Genomic DNA, 18,331 nt, shown 5'->3' on the forward strand with positions numbered 1-18,331 from the left:
GTTCGTCCCCTCCGGCACGCCGGAGGGGAGGCAAGTCGGTAGTCAGAGGTTGAAGTACTTCATCGCGGTGCCCATGTCCTTGTCGCCCCGCCCCGAGAGGTTGACCAGGATCGTCGCCCCGGGACCCATCTCGCGACCGAGCTTGAGGGCTCCGGCGAGCGCGTGCGAGGACTCGATCGCGGGGATGATGCCCTCGGTGCGGGCGAGCAGCGAGAAGGCATCCATCGCCTCGGCATCGGTGATGCCGTGGTAGGTGGCGCGGCCGGTGTCCTTGAGCCAGGCGTGCTCGGGGCCGACGCCCGGGTAGTCGAGCCCGGCTGAGATCGAGTGCGACTCGACGGTCTGGCCCTCCTCGTCCTGCAGCACGTAGGTGCGCGAGCCGTGCAGCACCCCGACGGAGCCCGCGGTGAGGGTGAGCGCGTGCTCGCCGCTCTCCAGGCCCCGGCCGCCCGCCTCGTAGCCGTGCAGCCGGACGCCTGTGTCCCCGAGGAAGGCGTGGAAGATGCCGATCGCGTTGGAACCGCCGCCGACCGCCGCGGCGACCGCGTCGGGCAGCCCGCCGGTGAGCTCCAGCATCTGACGGCGGGCCTCGACGCCGATGATGCGGGCGAAGTCGCGGACGATCTCCGGGAACGGGTGCGGCCCGGCGATGGTGCCGAAGAGGTAGTGGGTGCGGTCGACGTTGGCGACCCAGTCGCGGAAGGCCTCGTTGATGGCGTCCTTGAGGGTCTGGCTGCCGTTGGTGACCGGGACGACCGTGGCGCCGAGCAGCTTCATCCGGGCGACGTTGAGCGCCTGACGCTCGCAGTCGACGGCCCCCATGTAGATCACGCACTCCAGGCCCATCAGGGCGGCGGCGGTCGCGGTGGCGACGCCGTGCTGGCCGGCACCGGTCTCGGCGATCACCCGCGTCTTGCCCAGGCGCTTGGTCAGCAGGGCCTGGCCGAGCACGTTGTTGATCTTGTGGGCGCCGGTATGGGTCAGGTCCTCGCGCTTGAGGATGATCCGGGCGCCCCCCGCCTGCTCGGCGAAGCGGGGCACCTCGGTCAGCGTGGTCGGCCGCCCGGCGTAGGTGTGCAGCAGGTGGTCGAACTCCCGAAGGAACGCCACGTCGCTCTTCGCCTTGTCGTACTCCGCCGCGACCTCGTCCAGGGCCGGGATGAGCGCCTCGGGCACGTAGCGGCCGCCGAAGACGCCGAACTTGCCGTGGATGTCCGGGTCGTTGCCGTGGAGGCCGTTCCCGGCGAGGTCCGCGGCGGTGAGGACGGTTCCTTCGTGCGTTGTCACTGCTTACTGCCCCTCGGGTCGGGATGCGGGGTGGGCACCGGCGGTGACCAGGTCGACCACGGCGGCCCGCGGATCCTTGCCGGTCACCAGGCTCTCGCCGACCAGGACGGCGTCGGCGCCCGCCCTGGCGTAGGCGAGCAGGTCATGGGGGCCGCGCACGCCCGACTCGGCGATCTTGATGATCCCGTCGGGAACCTTGGGGGCGAGCTTGGCGAACACGTCGCGGTCCACCTCAAGCGTCTTGAGGTTCCGCGCGTTGATACCGATGATCTTGGCTCCGGCGGTGAGCGCCCGGTCGAGCTCCTCCTCGGTGTGCACCTCGACCAGCGGGGTCAGCCCGATCGACTCGGCCCGCTCGATGAGCGAGACCAGCGCGTTCTGGTCGAGCGCCGCCACGATCAGCAGCGCCAGGTCGGCGCCGTAGGCGCGGGCCTCCCAGAGCTGGTACGAGGTGACGATGAAGTCCTTGCGCAGCACCGGGATGTCGACGACGGCGCGCACGGCGGCCAGGTCGTCCAGGCTGCCGCCGAAGCGGCGTCGCTCGGTGAGCACGCTGATGACGTGGGCACCGCCCGACTCGTAGTCGCCGGCCAGCGCGGCGGGGTCGGCGATCGCGGCCATCGCGCCCTTGGACGGGCTGGAACGCTTGACCTCGGCGATGACCGCCACCTGGTCGCCGCCCAGCGCCGCGTAGGCGTCACGGGGGGCGGGCGCCCGCCCGGCCCGCTCCTTGAGCTCGGCCAGCGTCACCTTCTCCTGCCGCTCGGCCAGGTCGGCGCGGACTCCTTCGAGGATTTCCTCAAGCACGCTCATTTGCCCTCCCCGCGAAGTTCAGAGGCCAGGTTCGCGAACGCTGCCGTGTCCGTGGTTCGCTCGCTCCGCTCGCTCACGAGTAAGGCCCCTCCCGATCGACTGCCCTTGTCCCGCCGATGCTATCGGCCCGGCCGGGGTCGCCCCGCCACTGGGTGAAGCACAAAGGCGACTATGGGCCCAAGAATTCCCCAAAAGGGAGATTTCGTACTATCCAAAACACGATCATTAAAGCAAGAAATAACCAGACATAGGCCGGACGTATGGATTTCGCCACGGGCGGCCCACCCGATTCCCTTCCGGACCGGCCACCCCACCAGGCACGCAGCACCCAGCGACCCCAGAGCACGACCAGCACCGGGACCATGAGGGTGACGATCGGGTTGAGCCCCAGCGCCGTCACCGGATCGCCGTGCACGAGCGCGTGCACGGCCCGCAGGCCGCCGCAGCCGGGGCAGTACAGACCGGTGAGCATGAGGAACGGGCAGGTCGGGTAGTGACCGGGCTCGTTCGGATCGACCGCCCCGACGAACGCGACCGCGGCACCCGCCACCAGCGCGGTACCGAGCGGCGCCAGCACGGCCCGCGCGCGTGAACCAGCGATCTTCCCCATGAGCACGGCCGTCGGCACCCCCTTACCGGCCACCCTACTCGCGCCGGACGCGGACCCGCCTCAGCCGACCGTCAGGTTCAGACACCCGTCAGGGAGGCACTGCTGAAGATGGCACCGACCACGACCAGCCAGGCCAGCACCGCCAGCCAGCACGCGATCCCGAAGTAGGACAGGACCAGGCCGGCGATGGCCATGCCCCGCCCCTCCTCGCCCGTCCGCTTGATCTGCCCCAGCGAGATGTGGCCCAGCACCACGCCCACGATCGAGGTGAGACCGCAGACGAACAGCCCCGCGATCCCCATGATCAGCGCAGCGATGGCCATGCCGTTGTTCCCCCGGGGAGGCGGCGCGCCGTAACCGCCGTAGGCGTCGTAACCGCCACCGGGCGGCGGGCCGTAACCGCCACCGGGCGGCGAACCGTAACCACCGGACGAACCGTAACCACCCGGAGAGCCATAGCCACCGCCTCCCGGGGGTTGCCCGTAACCACCCGGCTGATTGCCATAGCTCATGAATGACTCCCATTTATCTAAGTTGCGGGCGAAATCCTAGCGAAAACACTCCCGGGCCGAAGGAGTCCGGGCACGCCTGTAAGCAAGTCGTAGCCGGGGCGCACGCCCCTCGGACCTCGGATCTCAGGCCGCGGGATCGAGGAGAGCGCACCGAGCGCGCGGAGGCCGCGTTTCCGCCGAGGTCAGTGCTCCCGGGGGTCCTGATCGGCCGTCGGGTCGGTGCCCTCGTCGAGGGCGTCCCACAGTGCCCGCTCGCTGGGGGCGCTCTCGGCGGGGGCGGAGCCCTGGCGGTTGTAGCGATCGGACATGCCCGGCCATCGGCCGCCCCGCAGGAGGGCCGTCACTCCCCCGGCCAGCAGGAGCAGCCCCCCTGCGGAGGCGATGATCGGCCAGACGACGGCCGAGGCGACCCGCGGCACGGAGTCCACGACCACCGGCGCCTGCTCCGCGGAGATCCGCAGCGCGGCGCTCGCGCCGCTCCCCCACCAGGAGGCGGCCACCACCCCGGCCCCGCAGAGCGCCATCACCGCGCCGACGACCCTGCGCCACACGCCTGCCGTCGCGAGCACGGCGACCACCGCGGCGAGTGCCGCCCAGGCCGCGGGCCCCAGCGCGGGGGCCAGTTCCGCGGCGGGGACCACCACCTCGCGGGTGCCGTACGTCACGGTGAACCAGTCGCGCCCGGCGGCGAGCAGCACGAGCGCGGCGCCGGCCACGCAGGCCGCCAGCCAGGTCCACAGCTCCCGCTTGGCCGTCACGCCCGGGTCACCGCCAGCTCGTCGGCGTCGAAGCAGGTCCGATCGCCCGTGTGGCAGGCGGCGCCCACCTGGTCGACCCTGAGCAGGATGGTGTCGCCGTCACAGTCGAGCGCGGCGGACTTGACGTGCTGGACGTGGCCTGAGGTGTCACCTTTCACCCAGTAGGACCCTCTGCTGCGTGACCAGTAGGTGGCCCTGCCGGTGGTGAGCGTGCGATGCAGCGCCTCGTCGTCCATCCAGGCGAGCATGAGCACCTCGCCGGTGTCGTACTGCTGGACGACGGCGGGAACCAGCCCGTCGGTGGTGCGCTTCAGCCGGGCCGCGATGGCAGGGTCAAGGGGCATGCGGCAATTGTGCCGCAACCAGGGAGAGGGGTAGCGTCCGGCATGGCCTCGCGAGCAGACCGGGGGCTCCCCTGAAGACCGACCCGGCGAGCCATCTGGCGGTGGTGGAGGCCACCACCCTGCCGTGCGCGTTCACCAGGAAGGCCGGTCCTCCCACCCTGCGGAGCAGTGGCGAGACGGCGACCTCGAAGCGGCGTACGAACACGTCGGCCGCCGCCACGCCGATGAACTCCCCGCCCTTCAGCACGGGCACCGACAGGGTCAGGGAGTACTCGGTGCTGCAGAGGAAATCCACGTACGGGCCGGTGAGAGTGTGCTCGGCACCGGAGCGCGGACCGGCGAACCAGTCCCAGTGCGTGTAGTCGTAGAAGGCGCTGCTGGAGGGGTCCATGTCCCGGAGCAGCTGCACGGGCTCCCCCGAGGCGCCCTCCTGCCACCACTCCAGATACCAGGGCGCGTCGATGAGCAGGCCGGGCGCGGCGATGAACCCGATGCCGGAGATCAGCCCGCCCAGCCGGGGAAAGAGCAGCGGGCGCAGCGCGGCCAGGTCGCCGCGCACCGGCGCGGTGCCCACGAGCCCGACCACGGCATCGCGTACCTGGTGGAGCCCCTCGAAGACATCCTCGACGATGCCGCCGACGGCTACGGCCGCCTCGGCCGCGCCGCCGGGCGCCAGCAGCGCACCGTGTTCACTCACTTGATCCATCCGCCCCAGGCATCCGACGATCACGGCTCCCGCAGACGCAGCTCGATGAGGTGTTCCATCGCGTCGAGCACGTGCCGCTCCGCCAGGAGCCTGGCGTGGTCGTCGTCTCCGCGGTGAATGGCCTCGGCGATGGCGTGGTGCCGAGCCGACGTTCCATCGTCTCCCCCGTGAGCGGACCAGAGCAATGGTCCGATGTCAGCCTGTAACCTGATCTCTTCCTGAGTGAGTCGTGCCGACTGGGAAGCCGCGGCCACCTCGATGTGGAAACGCCCGTGCAGCCTGCGCAGGTGGGCCTGGTCGCGGGAGCCGGCCATCTCCTGCAGCGTGCGGCGGAGCGGCGCGATGTCCTCCGGCAGTGCCCGCTGCGCGGCCAGCCTCGCGGCGGCCCCGGCGATGGCCGCGTAGTGGTCGCCCAGGTCGCGGAGTTCCTCCGCGGTGAAGGCGCACAGTCGATCGAGTGCCCGGGGAGCCTCACGCGGGGCCCGCACGAAGCTACCGCCTCCGCGCCCCCGCCGCGTCTCGACCATGCCCTGCTGGCGCAGGGCCATCAGGGCCTCCCGCAGCGTGACCGTGGACACGCCCAGCTGGGCGGCGAGCTCCGCCTCGCTGGGCAACTGCTCGCCGTCGGCCACCAGGCCGAGCACTATGGCGTCGGTGAGCCGCCTGACCACGGCGTCGACCCGCGCGGTGCTGTCGACCGGCGCGAACGCGGCCAGACGGGCACCACCGGAGATGTCTGCCATGCCCATGCGCCCTCCCTCGCCTTCGACGGTCATACAGTCTCCCACCTGGGGTCCCGTCCGAGGTCCCCCGAGTGCCGCCCGCGCGTGGCCGGCACCGCCGCGAGGATCTCACTCCGCGTCCCCTCGACGGTGATGTCCGAACGGCTCTTGCCATCAAACATCTAACCTCATATGTTTTCGGTCATGTCAGACCCAGCGGTGAGGTTGACCGGCCTCCGCAAGAGTTTCGGAGCCGTGGACGCGGTCACCGGCGTCGACCTCGACATCGCCGACGGTGAGTTCTTCGCCATGCTCGGCCCCTCGGGCTCGGGCAAGACGACGGTGCTGCGGATGATCGCCGGCTTCGAGACGCCCAGCGCGGGCACCGTCGAGCTCGGCGGGGTCGACGTCACCCGGCTCGCCCCCTTCGAGCGCGACGTCAACACGGTCTTCCAGGACTACGCGCTGTTCCCGCACATGAACGTGGCGGACAACGTGGAGTACGGCCTGCGGGTCAAGCGGGTCCCCCGGGCCGAGCGGCGCGAGCGCGCACTGGCCGCGCTGGCCTCGGTCCGGCTGGAGGGCATGGAGCGGCGCAGGCCGAACCAGCTCTCCGGCGGCCAGCGGCAGCGGGTCGCCCTGGCCCGCGCCCTGGTCAACCGTCCCCGGGTGCTCCTGCTCGACGAGCCGCTCGGCGCACTGGACCTCAAGCTCCGTGAGGAGATGCAGGTCGAGCTCAAGTCGATCCAGCGCGAGGTCGGCATCACCTTCCTGTTCGTCACCCACGACCAGGAGGAGGCGCTGACCATGAGCGACCGGGTGGCGGTGTTCGACCGGGGGCGGATCGAGCAGGTCGGCACCCCGGCCGAGATCTACGAGAGGCCCGCGAGCACGTTCGTCGCGGGGTTCGTCGGCACCTCCAACCTGATCTCCGGCCAGGCCGCGCAGGCGGTGCTCGGCCGGGAGGGCACGTTCAGCGTGCGCCCGGAGAAGCTGCGCCTCGCCGGCCTCGACGAGACGGTCGACGGCACGGAGCACAGCGCGACGGGCACCGTCGCCGAGGTCGTCTACGCGGGCCCCGCGACCCGGTTCGTGGTCGAGCTCGACGCGGGCGGGCGGCTCATCGCACTCCAGCAGAACCTGCAGGTCTCGTCAATGGACGTGATGGGCCTGCGTGGCACCAGGGTCCGGCTCATCTGGCACCGCCGGCACGAGTTCGCGATCGTCCCGTAAGAAAGGTCGTCATCCCATGCGGTCCACCCCCCGGATTGTCACCCGGCACGGCGCGGTCGTCCTCTCCGCGCTCGCCCTGGCCACCGTCACCGCCTGCGGCACCGGCTCCGCGCCCGCACCCGGCGCCTCCGCCGCCGCCCCCGGCCAGACCGGCTTCACCCCGCCCAAGATCGAGGCGCTGCAGTCGCTGGGCCCGGGAGAGGGGCAGGTCAACCTGGTCAACTGGGCCGGATACGTCGAGGACGGGAGCAACGACCCCAAGGTCGACTGGGTCACCCCGTTCGAGAAGGCCACCGGCTGCCAGGTCAACTCCAAGACCGCCGGCACCTCCGACGAGATGGTCAACCTCATGAAGACCGGCGAGTACGACGCGGTCTCCGCCTCGGGAGACGCCTCGCTGCGGCTGATCGCCGGCGGGACCGTCGCCCCGGTCAACACCGCCCTGATCCCGAACTACGCCGACGTCTTCGCCGGCCTGAAGGACAAGGCGTGGAACTCGGCCGGCGGGGCCGCCTACGGCGTGCCGCACGGACGCGGGGCCAACCTGCTCATGTGGCGCACCGACCAGGTCAAGCCCGCACCCGACTCCTGGGGCGCGGTGTTCGATCCCGCCTCACCGTACGCGGGGAAGATCACCGCCTACGACTCCCCGATCTACATCGCGGACGCGGCGCTGTACCTGATGGCGACCAGGCCCGAACTCGGCATCAAGAACCCGTACTCCCTGGACGAGGGGCAGTTCCAGGCCTCGGTAGACCTGCTCAAGCAGCAGAGGAAGATCATCGGCGAGTACTGGTCCGACTACACCAAGGAGGTCCAGGCCTTCAAGAGCGGTGACTCCGTGCTGGGCACCACCTGGCAGGTCATCGCCAATGTGGCCCTGGCCGACAAGGCACCGGTCGAGGTGACGCTGCCCAAGGAGGGGGCCACCGGCTGGTCGGACACCTGGATGGTCGCCGCCGCCGCCAAGAACCCGAACTGCGCCTACAGGTGGCTCGACTGGATCATCTCGCCCCAGGCCAACGCCCAGGTCGCCGAGTATTTCGGGGAGGCGCCCTCGAACGCGAAGTCCTGCGAGCTGACCGCCGACCCGAAGCACTGCGACACCTTCCACGCGACCGACGAGGACTACTACTCGAAGGTCTGGTACTGGACCACCCCCATCGCCCAGTGCCTGGACGGGCGCACCGACGTCACGTGCAAGGACTACTCCGAGTGGACCAGGGCCTGGACCGAGATCAAGGGCTGAGCCCCGCCGGAACCACCCGTGCGGCGGGCACCCGGGTGCCCGCCGCGCCCGCCCCGCGAGAAGGGCCGGAAGCCCGCCTCGCCCGGGGAGAGAACCGACGTTGACCGGGAAGGAGCCGACGTTGAACATCGCGGCACCGGCGAGACCCACACCGCCCCGCACCCCTCGACGCAGGCTCGCGGCCTTCCTGCACCGGCACGCGGGCGTGCGACTCTCGCTGCTGCTGTCGGCCCCCGCGCTCTGGCTCGGCCTCGCCTATCTCGGCGCGCTGGCCGCCCTGTTCGTGACGGCCTTCTGGAGCACCGACACCTTCACCGGCGACCTGGTCAGGGTGCCGACCTGGGGGAACTTCCAGGATCTGCTCACCGCCGACGTCTACCGTACGATCGCGCTGCGCTCGGTGGGCGTGGCGGTCGCGGTGACGCTGATCGACCTGCTGATCGCCTTCCCGATGGCGTTCGCGATGGCCAAGCTGGCCTCGCCGCGCGCCCAGCGCTGGCTGGTGATCGCCGTGCTCACCCCGCTCTGGGCCTCCTACCTGGTCAAGGCGTACGCCTGGCGGGTGATGCTCGGCTCCGAGGGCCTTCTCGGCTGGGGGTACGGGCTGACCGCCACCGTCCTCACCCTGTCCTACCTGTGGTTGCCGTACATGATCCTGCCGATCTACGCGGGGCTGGAGCGGCTGCCGGACTCGCTGCTGGACGCCGCCGGAGACCTCGGGGCGCGTGGCTGGCGGACGTTTCGCACCGTGGTGTGGCCGCTCGCCCTCCCCGCCGTGCTCGCGGGCTCGGTCTTCACGTTCTCGCTGTCGCTCGGCGACTACATCACCGTGAAGATCGTGGGCGGCACCTCGCAGCTGATCGGCAACGTCGTCTACGACAACATCGGCGCGGCCAACAACCTCCCCTTCGCCGCCGCGGTCGCCACCGTCCCCGTGATGATCATGCTGGTCTACCTCGCCGCGGTCCGCCGCACCGGTGCCCTGGAGAACCTGTGAACCTGTCCCGTACGGCGCGCACGGCGCTGTGGGCCATGCTGGCCGCCGGGCTCGGCGTCGTCTACGTTCCGCTGCTGATCGTGGTGCTCAACTCCTTCAACACCGACCGGACGTTCGCCTGGCCGCCCAGCGGGTTCACCGTGCGGTGGTGGGAGGCGGCGTGGAACTCCACCGGCGTGCGCGACGCGCTGTGGACCTCGGTCCAGGCGGGGGCGGGCGCCACGGTGATCGCTCTGGTGCTCGGCACGATGGTGGCCTTCGCGATCCAGCGCTACGACTTCTTCGGCAAGAACGCGGTCTCGCTGCTGGTCCTGCTGCCGATCGCGCTGCCCGGCATCGTCACCGGCATCGCGCTCAACAACGCCTTTCGTGCGGTGCTGAGCCCGTTCGGGGTGAGTCTGGGGCTGTTCACGGTGATCGTCGGGCACGCCACCTTCTGTGTGGTGACCGTCTACAACAACGTGCTGGCCAGGCTGCGGCGTACGGGCACCTCCCTGGAGGAGGCCTCGGCCGATCTGGGCGCCGACACCTTCACCACGTTCCGGCTGGTCACCTTCCCGATGATGCGCTCGGCACTGCTCGCGGGCGGGCTGCTGGCCTTCGCCCTGTCCTTCGACGAGATCATCGTGACCACGTTCACCGCCGGGGCCGGGGTCAGGACCCTGCCTCTGTGGATCTTCGAGAACCTGTTCCGCCCCAACCAGGCGCCCGTGGTCAACGTGGTCGCCGCGGCTCTCATCGTCGCCTCGGTCGTCCCGATCTATCTTGCCCAGCGCCTGTCGGGCGGTGACGCGGGAGTCCGCTGAGCGGGGACGGCTCAGCGGGCGCGGTCGTCGTCGAGCACGTCGGCGGCGTGGACGACGATCCTGGGGTCGGGGGTGCCGACGACCTCGTGATCCTTGTTCTCGTACTCGAAAAGGCTCAGGACGTGGCGCATGGCCTCGACCCTGGCCCGCTTCTTGTCATTGCTCTTGATCACCGTCCACGGGGCCTCCTCGGTGTCGGTGTGGACGAACATGTCCTCCTTGGCGGCGGTGTACTCCTCCCATTTGTCGAGCGACTGCAGGTCCATCGGCGACAGCTTCCACTGCCGTACCGGATCGACCTGGCGGATCACGAACCGGGTGCGCTGCTCGGAACGCGAGACCGAGAACCAGAACTTCACCAGGTGGATGCCGTCGCGGACGAGCATCCGCTCGAACTCGGGCGCCTGTTCCAGGAACTCCAGGTACTCCCCGGGAGTGCAGAAGCCCATCACCCGCTCGACCCCGGCGCGGTTGTACCAGGAACGGTCGAAGAAGACCATCTCTCCGGCGGACGGCAGGTGGTAGACGTAGCGCTGGAAGTACCACTGGGTGCTCTCGCGCTCGCTCGGCTTCTCCAGCGCCACCACGTTCGCCCCGCGGGGGTTGAGGTGCTCCATGAACCGCTTGATCGTGCCGCCCTTGCCCGCCGCGTCGCGCCCCTCGAAGAGGATGACCAGGCGTCCCCCGGTGTCCTTGATCCAGTACTGGAGCTTGAGCAGCTCGATCTGGAGCAGCCGCTTGAGCCGGTCGTACTCGGCCCGGTTCATCCGTTCCCCGTAGGGATACTTCTCCCGCCAGGTGTCGACGGGGGTGCCGTCCAGGCGGATCAGAACGGGGTCGTCGTCGTCATCGTCGTCGACCCGCAGGTTGGACAGGTCATCGAGCAGGTTCCCGCGGGCCAGCGCCGAACGGAGGTCCAGAACGGGGAACCGCTCCTTTGCGGGCTCCGCCTCTGCCATCGTTCCCTTCCCCTCGGGCGGACATGGGATCCGCCCTCGTCCTGCCCCCTACCTCGCTTTGAGCAGGCTAATCATCGGCGGGCTGCCCGGTTTGCACCGATCTCGTTTGGCGTCATGTAAAACCTACTAAACAAGTAGGACTTGACGGGATTATGAGCGTGTGTTGAAGTGATGTCATGCGCCCAAAGCTCCGGCCGGCGGTCCGCGGGCACATCGACCCGCGCCCCCTCCGCCTCCCCTCGTGTCACCGCTGACCTTCTGACGATTCGCCGGCGACGCTCCCTCGCGCCCGTCCCCCTCCCCCTGGACGAACCAGCCAGAAAGGCCTCAACCATGCCCGTCGAATTCTCAGGCACCGACGGCGGTGACACGCACGGAGTATCCGCGAAAGCACCACCCCCGGCCCCGGTGACGGGCGCCCGGGTGCGCACCCATCGCGGCTACGGGGGAAACCGGGTGCTGCTCACCGCCACGCCCGCCCGGACCGCCACACTCCCGGCGGGCGGCACGGGAGACACCGAGGCCGGCGAGCCTCCGCTGAAAGTGGTCACCACCCGTCACCCCTGGCGGTGGGTGGCGGCCGCGGGCATCGCGGTGCTGCTGGCCATGGTGGCCAGCGCGCTGATCACCAACCCGGCCTGGGAGTGGGAGGTGGTCGGGGAATACCTGTTCGCCCCCTCCGTGCTGCGGGCCGTCGTCTTCACGCTGGAGCTGACCGCGCTGGGGATCGTCTTCGGCTTCCTGCTCGGCACCGTCCTGGCGCTCATGCGGTTGTCGAGGAACCCGCTGCTCAACTCGGTCGCCTGGGGCTACATCGCCCTGTTCCGGTCGGTCCCGCTGATCCTGCAGCTGCTGTTCTGGTACAACCTGGCCCTGCTGTATCCGAGAATCTCCTTCGGCGTGCCGTTCGGCCCGGCGTTCTTCGACATCGGCACGATGGACCTGATCGGCCCGGTCACCGCCGCCGCGCTCGGCCTCGCCCTGCACCAGGCCGCCTACGCCGCGGAGATCGTCCGGGCGGGGCTGCTCTCGGTGGACCACGGCCAGCGGGAGGCCGCCGCCGCACTGGGCATCCCCAGGACCAGGCAGCTGTTCCGGATCGTCCTGCCGCAGGCCATGCGGTCGATCGTGCCGACCGCGGGTAACGAGATCATCGGCCTGGTCAAGGGCACCTCGGTCGTCTACATCATGGCCCTGCCCGAGCTCTTCTACCAGGTACAGGTCATCTACAACCGCAACGGCCGGGTCATCGCCCTGCTGCTGGTCGCGACCATCTGGTACCTCGTCATGACCTCGGTGATGTCCGTCGCGCAGCACTACATCGAGCGGTACTACGGCAGGGGCCGCGCATGAGCGCCGCGATGGTCGAACTGCGGGGCGTGCACAAGAGTTTCGGGTCGCTTGAAGTGCTGCGCGGGGTGGACCTGCGGGTCGACCCCGGCGAGGTCACGGTGATCCTGGGCCCGTCGGGGTCGGGCAAGTCGACGCTACTGCGCACCGTCAACCACCTGGAGAAGGTGGACAGCGGGTCGATCAGCGTCGACGGCGAGCTGGTCGGCTACCGCAGGGCCGGCGACCGGCTGTACGAACTGCCCGAGCGCGAGATCCTCCGGCAGCGAACCAAGATCGGTTTCGTCTTCCAGAACTTCAACCTCTTCCCGCACCTGACCGTGCACCAGAACGTCACCGAGGCGCCCCTGTCGGCCCAGCGCAGGCCGAAGGCGGAGGTGGACGCGCTGGCGACCCGGCTGCTTGAGCGCGTCGGGCTCGCCGACAAGGCCCACTCCTACCCCGGCCGGCTCTCCGGCGGCCAGCAGCAGCGGGTGGCCATCGCCCGCGCCCTGGCCCTGGAGCCCAAGGTCATCCTCTTCGACGAGCCGACGTCCGCGCTGGATCCCGAACTCGTCGGTGAGGTGCTCGACACGGTGAAGGACCTCGCCGGGAGCGGCACCACCATGATCGTCGTCACCCACGAGGTCGGCTTCGCCCGCGAGGTCGCCGACACGGTGGTCTTCATGGACGAGGGCCGGATCGTCGAGCAGGGCCCTCCCGCCGAGGTGCTGGACGCCCCCAGGCACGAGCGAACCCGTCTTTTTCTCAGCAAGGTCCTCTGACCCCGCCCAACCTGAACAAGGATCGACATGTCGTTCATATCGAGGCTCGCCCCCGCCGCCGTCGCCCTGCCTCTCCTCCTCGCCGCCGCCTGCGGCACCGCCGAGCCCTCCGCCGGCACCACCGACAGTGCCGCGGTCCCATCCGCCGCCCCGTCCACGGCCGGCGGAGTCAGGATCAACACCTCGCCGGAGCAGAACCGGATCCGCGCCGACAAGGTGGACGCGATCGCCGCCAAGGTCCCCGAGGCGATCCGGTCCAAGGGCGAACTCATCGTGGGCTTCAACGGCGAGGGCGCGCCGCCCCTGGTGTCCCTGGCCGACGACGACACCACCCTGATCGGGGTGGAGACCGATTTCGCCCATCTGATCGCCGACGTGCTGGGCCTGAAGGTGCGGGAGGAGAACACCTCCTGGGAGAACCTGTTCCTGGCCGTCAAGTCCGGCAAGTACCACGCGGTGCTCAACAATGTCACGGTGACCGAGGAGCGCAAGGACATCTACGACTTCGCCACCTACCGGGTGGACCAGCTCGCCTGGCAGGTGGGCGCCTCCAGCCCGATCACCAAGATCGAGAAGCCCGCCGACATCGCCGGGCTGAACGTGTCGGTCGGATCGGGCACCAACCAGGAGAAGATCCTGCTGGAGTGGGACGCGCAGAACCAGAAGGCCGGGCTCAAGGCCGCGCAGATCCAGTACTACCAGAAGTACGGCGACGTGCTGCTCGCCCTGAAATCCGGCCGCATCCAGGCCTACCTGGGCCCGAACCCGCCCATCGCCTACCAGGTCGCCGTCGGCGGCGACAGCAGGATCGTCGGGACGCTCTCGGGCGGCGGGTCGGTCGAGGGCCTGATCGCGGTCATGACCCTGAAGGGCAACGGCCTGGTCCAGCCGGTCAACGAGGCGATCAACACGCTGATCGAGAACGGCAGGTATCTTGAGGTGCTCAAGCGCTGGGGCCTGGAGAACGAGGCGCTGCCCAAGTCGCTGATCAACCCGCCCGGCCTGCCGAGGCAGCCCAAGTGACGGTCGACTCCACCAGGCCCGCCCCCGGCGCCGAGAACATCCTCCGGACGACACCCCTGCCACGACGGACCGGCACAACCGTCGAGGTGCACCACGTGGCCGTCCGCGACCCGCGGGTCAGGCCGCTCCTTGAGGACCTGCACGCCGAGTACAACAGCCGGTACGGCCCCAACGAGGAGATCAACCGCTACCCCGACGAGCGGTTCGCCCCTGAGCAGGGGGGTGCGTTCCTCATCCTCGCCGAGGACGGACAGACCGTCGCCGGTGGCGCGTTCTTCCGCCGCGACGAGGAGACCGCCGAGCTCAAGCGGATCTGGACCCATCCGGACCACCGGCGGCGCGGCCTGGGTGTCGCCGTCGTCCGGGAGCTGGAGCGGGAGGCCGCGCGGCAGGGCTACCGCAGGATCTACCTGACCACCGGTCCCCGCCAGCCCGAGGCCGCCGGGCTGTATCTCGCGACCGGATACACCCCGCTCTACGACCAGGACGCCGATCCCGAGACGATCGGCCCCCACCCCTTCGAGAAGACCATCCGGGAAACGCGGACCGGCTGACCGTGCCACCGCCCGCCGGGGAGCGCCGGAGAGGACCTCTGCCGGACACCGACCGCCCCGACTGCCTAGGAACGGGCCGACGAGACCCAGGAGGCGTACAGGTCGGCGTAGACGCCTGGCTGCCTTACCAGCTCGGCGTGCGGGCCGCGCTGCACGATCCGGCCCCGGTCGAAGACGAACACCTCGTCGGCCGCCTCGGCGGTGGAGAGCCGGTGGGCGATGGAGACGGCGGTGCGGCCCCGGGTGACACCCTCCAGGGCTCGGGCCAGCCGTACCTCCGTCGCCGGGTCCACCGCGGAGGTGGCCTCGTCCAGCAGCAGCAGGTCGGGATCCGCCAGGTAGGCGCGGGCGAGCGCGACGAGCTGGCGCTCGCCGGCCGACAGCGACTCGCCGCGCTGGCCCACCCTGGTCGACAGGTCGGCGGGCAGCCCCTCCAGCCAGTCGGCGAGCCCCAGCTCGGTCAGGGCCAGCCGGATCTCCTCCTCGGTCGCCGAGGGGCGGCCGAAGGCGATGTTCTCGGCCAGGGTGCCGTCGAACAGGAACCCGTCCTGCGGGACCATGACGATGCGCCGGCGCAGCGAGGAGAACCTGACGGTCCGCAGGTCGTGGCCGTCCACCGTGATCCGTCCCGAGACGGGGTCCATCAGGCGGGTGAGCAGCTTGGCGAAGGTGGTCTTGCCGGAGCCGGTCTCCCCCACCACGGCGATCCGCGAGCGGGGCGGGATGTCCGCCGAGACCTCGTGCAGCACCGGCACCCCGCCGGAATAGGCGAACCCGACGTTCTCGAAGGAGACCGAGATGGGACCGCGCGGCAGCTCGACGCCCTCCGGGCCGGGGTCGGCGACGTCGGGCGGGGTGTCGAGCACGCCGAGGATGCGCCGCCATCCGGCGACGGCGTTCTGCGCCTCGTTGAGTACCTCGGTGGCGATCTGCATCGGCGAGACGAAGAGCGTGATGAGGAACAGGAAGGCGACCAGGCTCCCCACGGTGATATCGCCGGCCAGGCCGAGCCGCACCCCGACCAGCACCACGGCGGCCAGGGCCACCGAGGCGACGATCTCGGTCAGCGGGAACACCGTCGCGACGATCCGCTGGGTGCGGGCCTGCGCCGCCTTGTTGGCGTCGATCGCGACGTCGAGCCTTTCCGCCGTACGGGCCTCGGAGCCGTGGGCCCTGATCACCGCGGCGCCCACCACCGACTCGCTGACCGCCGAGAGCATGTCGCCGGTACGCTCGCGGACCCGGGTGTAGGCGCCGGAGAGCCACCGCTGGAAGCGCGGCAGCACGACCATGAGCGGCAGGAAGCAGGCCCACACCACCAGGGTGAGCTGCCAGGAGTAGACGAACATCAGCACGGTGGCGACCAGGAGCTGCCCCGGGGTGATGATGATCATCAGCCCGCCCCACTGCATGAACGTGCTGATCTGGTCGACATCGCCGGTGACCCGGGAGACGAGGGCGCCGCGCCGCTCGGAGTTCTGGGTGAGCACCGACAGGTCGTGCACGTGCCGGAAGCCGCGCACCCTGAGCGCGGCCAGGGAGGACTCGGTGGCCCGGTAGAGGCGGACGTTCATCAGGTACCCGCACAGCGCGGTGAGCGCCACGGCGGCGGCGCACAGCAGCACCGCGGTGCGCACGTAGGCCAGGTCGGGGGTCGCTCCGCCGAGCCCGGTGTCGATGGTCTGCTGGACCGCGATCGGTACGATGATCTTGCCGACCGTGGCGACCACGGCCAGCACGAGCGTTCCGGCCAGCCCCTTGCGGAACTCCGGCGTGAGTGACAGCCCGTGCCTGACGGTGGCCACCCCGGAACGCTCGACCCCCTGAAGCGAGCTCAAGCGCTGACCTCTTCCTCTTGCTCGGCGTCGAGCGCCTCGCGCTCGGCTTCCTGACGTTCGTAGGCGGTGACCAGATTGCGGTAGCCCGCGCAGCGGGCGAGCAGCTCCGCGTGGCCGCCTCGGTCGACGACCCGGCCGTGCTCCAGGTAGACGACCTCGTCGGCCAGGGCGATGGTGGCCATCCGGTAGGCGATGACGACCACCGTGGAGGCCTGGGCCGCGTCCCTGAGCCCGTACAGGATCCTGGCCTCGACCTGCGGGTCGACGCTGGAGGTGGCGTCGTCCAGGACGAGCAGCCGGGGGCGGCGCACCAGCGCGCGGGCCAGCGCGATCCGCTGGCGCTGGCCACCGGAGAGGCTGGTGCCGCGCTCGCCGACCTTGGTGTCCAGCCCCGAGGGAAGGGCGCTGACGAACCCCTCGGCCTGGGCCAGGCGCAGTGCCGCCCAGACCTCCTCGTCGCCGACCGGCAGGCCGAGGGTGACGTTGCCCCGTACGGTGTCGTCGAACAGGAACGTCTGCTGCGGCACCAACGCCACCGCGTCGCTGACCCCGCCCCTGGTGACCTCGCGCAGGTCCGTGCCGTCCAGCAGGACGGTGCCCCGCGCCGGATCGACCAGGCGGACGAGGGTCTGGGCGAGCGTGGACTTGCCGGACCCGGTGGGGCCGACCAGGGCGACGGTGCGGCCGGGGGCGACCTCCAGGCTCACGTCGTGCAGGACGGGGAAGTCATCGTCACCGTCACCGCCGCCGTAGGCGTAACCGAGGTCGCGGACCTCCAGCCTGGCGGGGTCGGCGCCGGTCAGCTCGACGGCGCCGTGCTCCATGGAGCCGGTCGCCTCGAGCACCGCCCTGATCCGCCCGTAGCCGACGACCGCCCGGGGCAGCTCGGCGAGCACCCAGCCCAGCGCGCGGATCGGGAAGGCCAGCAGGGTGAACAGGTAGGCGACCTGGACGAGCACGCCGGAGCCGATCGCGCCGCTCTCCAGCCGCATCACGCCGATCAGCAGCACGGCGAGCACGCCCAGGGTGGGCAGCGCCTCAAGCACCGGGTCGAACAGGCCGCGGACCCGGCCGACGGCGATGTTGGCATCGCGCAGCTCGTGGGCCTTGGCCAGGAACCTGGCGGTCTCCTCGTCCTCGCGGCCGAGGGTCTTGACGACCAGAGCGCCGTCGAAGCTCTCGTGGGCGATCTCGCTGACCTCGGCGCGCAGCTGCTGGGCGCGGGTGGCCAGCGGGTTGAGCCTTCGCTGGTAGACCAGGTTGAGCACGGCGATCGCGGGAAAGACCAGGAAACCGACGAGGGCGAGGATCGGGTCGGTGATCACCATTGCGACGGCCGCGGTGACCAGCATCACCACGACGCCGACCGCCATCGGCAGCGGCGCGAGCGGCGCCCAGGCGGCCTCGACGTCGGAGCCGGCGTTCGACAGCAGCTGCCCGGTCGGGTGCCTGTGGTGCCAGGCCAGCGGGAGCCTCAGATACTGCCGGGTGACGTCCCGGCGGGAGCGGGCCTGCATCCGGTACTGCATGACCCCGGCGAAATACCGCCGTCCCGCCACGCCCAGCGCCTTGATCAGGGAGACCCCGAGGATGAGGAGCGCGCCGAAGGCCAGCGCGCCGGTCGTGATCCGCCCGTTCTCGAAGGCGGGCAGCACGACGTGGTCGGTCGCCCAGCCGAGCGCCCACGCCGCGGCGACGGTCATCAGGCCGTACAGGGCGCTGGACAGCACCGCGGCAGCGAAGATCGACTTTTCAGCCCGGATCGCCACCCCGAGGACACCGAGCCCCTGTCGCATGACTGCGGTG

19 protein-coding genes are annotated in these 18,331 nt (G+C 70.4%); 8 read left to right on the forward strand and 11 right to left on the reverse strand.

Annotation, left to right across the window (positions count from 1 at the left end):
* Positions 1-42: 42 nt before the first annotated feature.
* The 8 genes from trpB to ABT061_RS26675 all read right to left on the reverse strand — a co-directional run bounded on the left by trpB (position 43) and on the right by ABT061_RS26675 (position 5,806).
* Entirely contained in the window at positions 43-1,212 is a 1,170-nt protein-coding gene (trpB, locus tag ABT061_RS26640; RefSeq protein ID WP_350922904.1) for a tryptophan synthase subunit beta, read from the reverse strand.
* 78 nt (positions 1,213-1,290) lie between these two features.
* Positions 1,291-2,100: an indole-3-glycerol phosphate synthase TrpC gene (gene trpC / locus ABT061_RS26645; RefSeq protein WP_350922798.1), complete on the reverse strand. Its 810-nt coding sequence runs from the start codon at positions 2,098-2,100 to the stop codon at positions 1,291-1,293.
* A 169-nt stretch (positions 2,101-2,269) separates the two neighbouring features.
* Positions 2,270-2,710 (reverse strand): DUF2752 domain-containing protein, encoded by a 441-nt coding sequence (locus ABT061_RS26650; RefSeq protein WP_350922800.1) that lies wholly within the window; start codon positions 2,708-2,710, stop codon positions 2,270-2,272.
* A 77-nt stretch (positions 2,711-2,787) separates the two neighbouring features.
* On the reverse strand, positions 2,788-3,222 hold the full coding sequence (locus ABT061_RS26655; RefSeq protein WP_350922802.1) for a DUF4190 domain-containing protein: 435 nt from the start codon (positions 3,220-3,222) through the stop codon (positions 2,788-2,790).
* A gap of 182 nt (positions 3,223-3,404) precedes the next feature.
* Positions 3,405-3,980 (reverse strand): Trp biosynthesis-associated membrane protein, encoded by a 576-nt coding sequence (locus ABT061_RS26660; RefSeq protein ID WP_350922805.1) that lies wholly within the window; start codon positions 3,978-3,980, stop codon positions 3,405-3,407.
* The gene (gene hisI / locus ABT061_RS26665) at positions 3,977-4,324 is read right to left on the reverse strand and encodes a phosphoribosyl-AMP cyclohydrolase (RefSeq protein WP_350922807.1); all 348 of its coding nucleotides are present in this window, start codon (positions 4,322-4,324) and stop codon (positions 3,977-3,979) included. The genes ABT061_RS26660 and hisI overlap by 4 nt, the downstream gene beginning before the upstream one ends.
* The gene (locus ABT061_RS26670) at positions 4,314-5,021 is read right to left on the reverse strand and encodes a cache domain-containing protein (protein ID WP_350922810.1); all 708 of its coding nucleotides are present in this window, start codon (positions 5,019-5,021) and stop codon (positions 4,314-4,316) included. Before ABT061_RS26670 ends, hisI begins: the two co-directional genes overlap by 11 nt.
* A 29-nt stretch (positions 5,022-5,050) precedes the next feature.
* The gene (locus tag ABT061_RS26675; RefSeq protein ID WP_350922812.1) at positions 5,051-5,806 is read right to left on the reverse strand and encodes a FadR/GntR family transcriptional regulator; all 756 of its coding nucleotides are present in this window, start codon (positions 5,804-5,806) and stop codon (positions 5,051-5,053) included.
* A 150-nt stretch (positions 5,807-5,956) separates the two neighbouring features.
* Between ABT061_RS26675 and ABT061_RS26680 the strand changes: the two genes are divergently transcribed.
* The 4 genes from ABT061_RS26680 (at position 5,957) to ABT061_RS26695 (ending at position 10,037) form a co-directional block, all read left to right on the forward strand.
* Entirely contained in the window at positions 5,957-6,985 is a 1,029-nt protein-coding gene (locus tag ABT061_RS26680) for an ABC transporter ATP-binding protein (RefSeq protein ID WP_350922814.1), read from the forward strand.
* Positions 6,986-7,001: 16 nt separating this feature from the next.
* Positions 7,002-8,234 (forward strand): ABC transporter substrate-binding protein, encoded by a 1,233-nt coding sequence (locus tag ABT061_RS26685; protein WP_350922817.1) that lies wholly within the window; start codon positions 7,002-7,004, stop codon positions 8,232-8,234.
* Between the two features lie 121 nt (positions 8,235-8,355).
* On the forward strand, positions 8,356-9,231 hold the full coding sequence (locus ABT061_RS26690) for an ABC transporter permease (protein ID WP_350922819.1): 876 nt from the start codon (positions 8,356-8,358) through the stop codon (positions 9,229-9,231).
* Positions 9,228-10,037 (forward strand): ABC transporter permease, encoded by an 810-nt coding sequence (locus tag ABT061_RS26695; protein ID WP_350922821.1) that lies wholly within the window; start codon positions 9,228-9,230, stop codon positions 10,035-10,037. Before ABT061_RS26690 ends, ABT061_RS26695 begins: the two co-directional genes overlap by 4 nt.
* Positions 10,038-10,048: 11 nt before the next feature.
* On the opposite strand, the gene ppk2 is transcribed toward ABT061_RS26695, so the two are convergent.
* The gene (ppk2, locus tag ABT061_RS26700; protein ID WP_350922824.1) at positions 10,049-10,996 is read right to left on the reverse strand and encodes a polyphosphate kinase 2; all 948 of its coding nucleotides are present in this window, start codon (positions 10,994-10,996) and stop codon (positions 10,049-10,051) included.
* A gap of 333 nt (positions 10,997-11,329) precedes the next feature.
* On the opposite strand from ppk2, the gene ABT061_RS26705 reads away from it, so the two are divergent.
* The 4 genes from ABT061_RS26705 to ABT061_RS26720 are packed head-to-tail and all read left to right on the forward strand — an operon-like array spanning position 11,330 to position 14,687.
* Entirely contained in the window at positions 11,330-12,349 is a 1,020-nt protein-coding gene (locus ABT061_RS26705; RefSeq protein WP_350922826.1) for an amino acid ABC transporter permease, read from the forward strand.
* A complete protein-coding gene (locus tag ABT061_RS26710) occupies positions 12,346-13,110 on the forward strand; it encodes an amino acid ABC transporter ATP-binding protein (RefSeq protein ID WP_350922828.1) in 765 nt (254 codons plus the stop codon). The genes ABT061_RS26705 and ABT061_RS26710 overlap by 4 nt, the downstream gene beginning before the upstream one ends.
* A gap of 27 nt (positions 13,111-13,137) precedes the next feature.
* Positions 13,138-14,133 (forward strand): ABC transporter substrate-binding protein, encoded by a 996-nt coding sequence (locus ABT061_RS26715; RefSeq protein ID WP_350922831.1) that lies wholly within the window; start codon positions 13,138-13,140, stop codon positions 14,131-14,133.
* On the forward strand, positions 14,130-14,687 hold the full coding sequence (locus tag ABT061_RS26720) for a GNAT family N-acetyltransferase (RefSeq protein ID WP_350922833.1): 558 nt from the start codon (positions 14,130-14,132) through the stop codon (positions 14,685-14,687). The genes ABT061_RS26715 and ABT061_RS26720 overlap by 4 nt, the downstream gene beginning before the upstream one ends.
* A gap of 65 nt (positions 14,688-14,752) precedes the next feature.
* On the opposite strand, the gene ABT061_RS26725 is transcribed toward ABT061_RS26720, so the two are convergent.
* Both ABT061_RS26725 and ABT061_RS26730 read right to left on the reverse strand, forming a co-directional pair.
* Positions 14,753-16,525, reverse strand: a complete 1,773-nt coding sequence (locus ABT061_RS26725) for an ABC transporter ATP-binding protein (RefSeq protein WP_350922835.1) — start codon at positions 16,523-16,525, stop codon at positions 14,753-14,755.
* Positions 16,522-18,321, reverse strand: a complete 1,800-nt coding sequence (locus tag ABT061_RS26730) for an ABC transporter ATP-binding protein (RefSeq protein WP_350922906.1) — start codon at positions 18,319-18,321, stop codon at positions 16,522-16,524. Before ABT061_RS26730 ends, ABT061_RS26725 begins: the two co-directional genes overlap by 4 nt.
* Positions 18,322-18,331: the final 10 nt, after the last annotated feature.

The sequence above is a fragment of the Streptosporangium sp. NPDC002544 genome (assembly GCF_040295965.1).
Lineage (GTDB): Bacteria > Actinomycetota > Actinomycetes > Streptosporangiales > Streptosporangiaceae > Streptosporangium.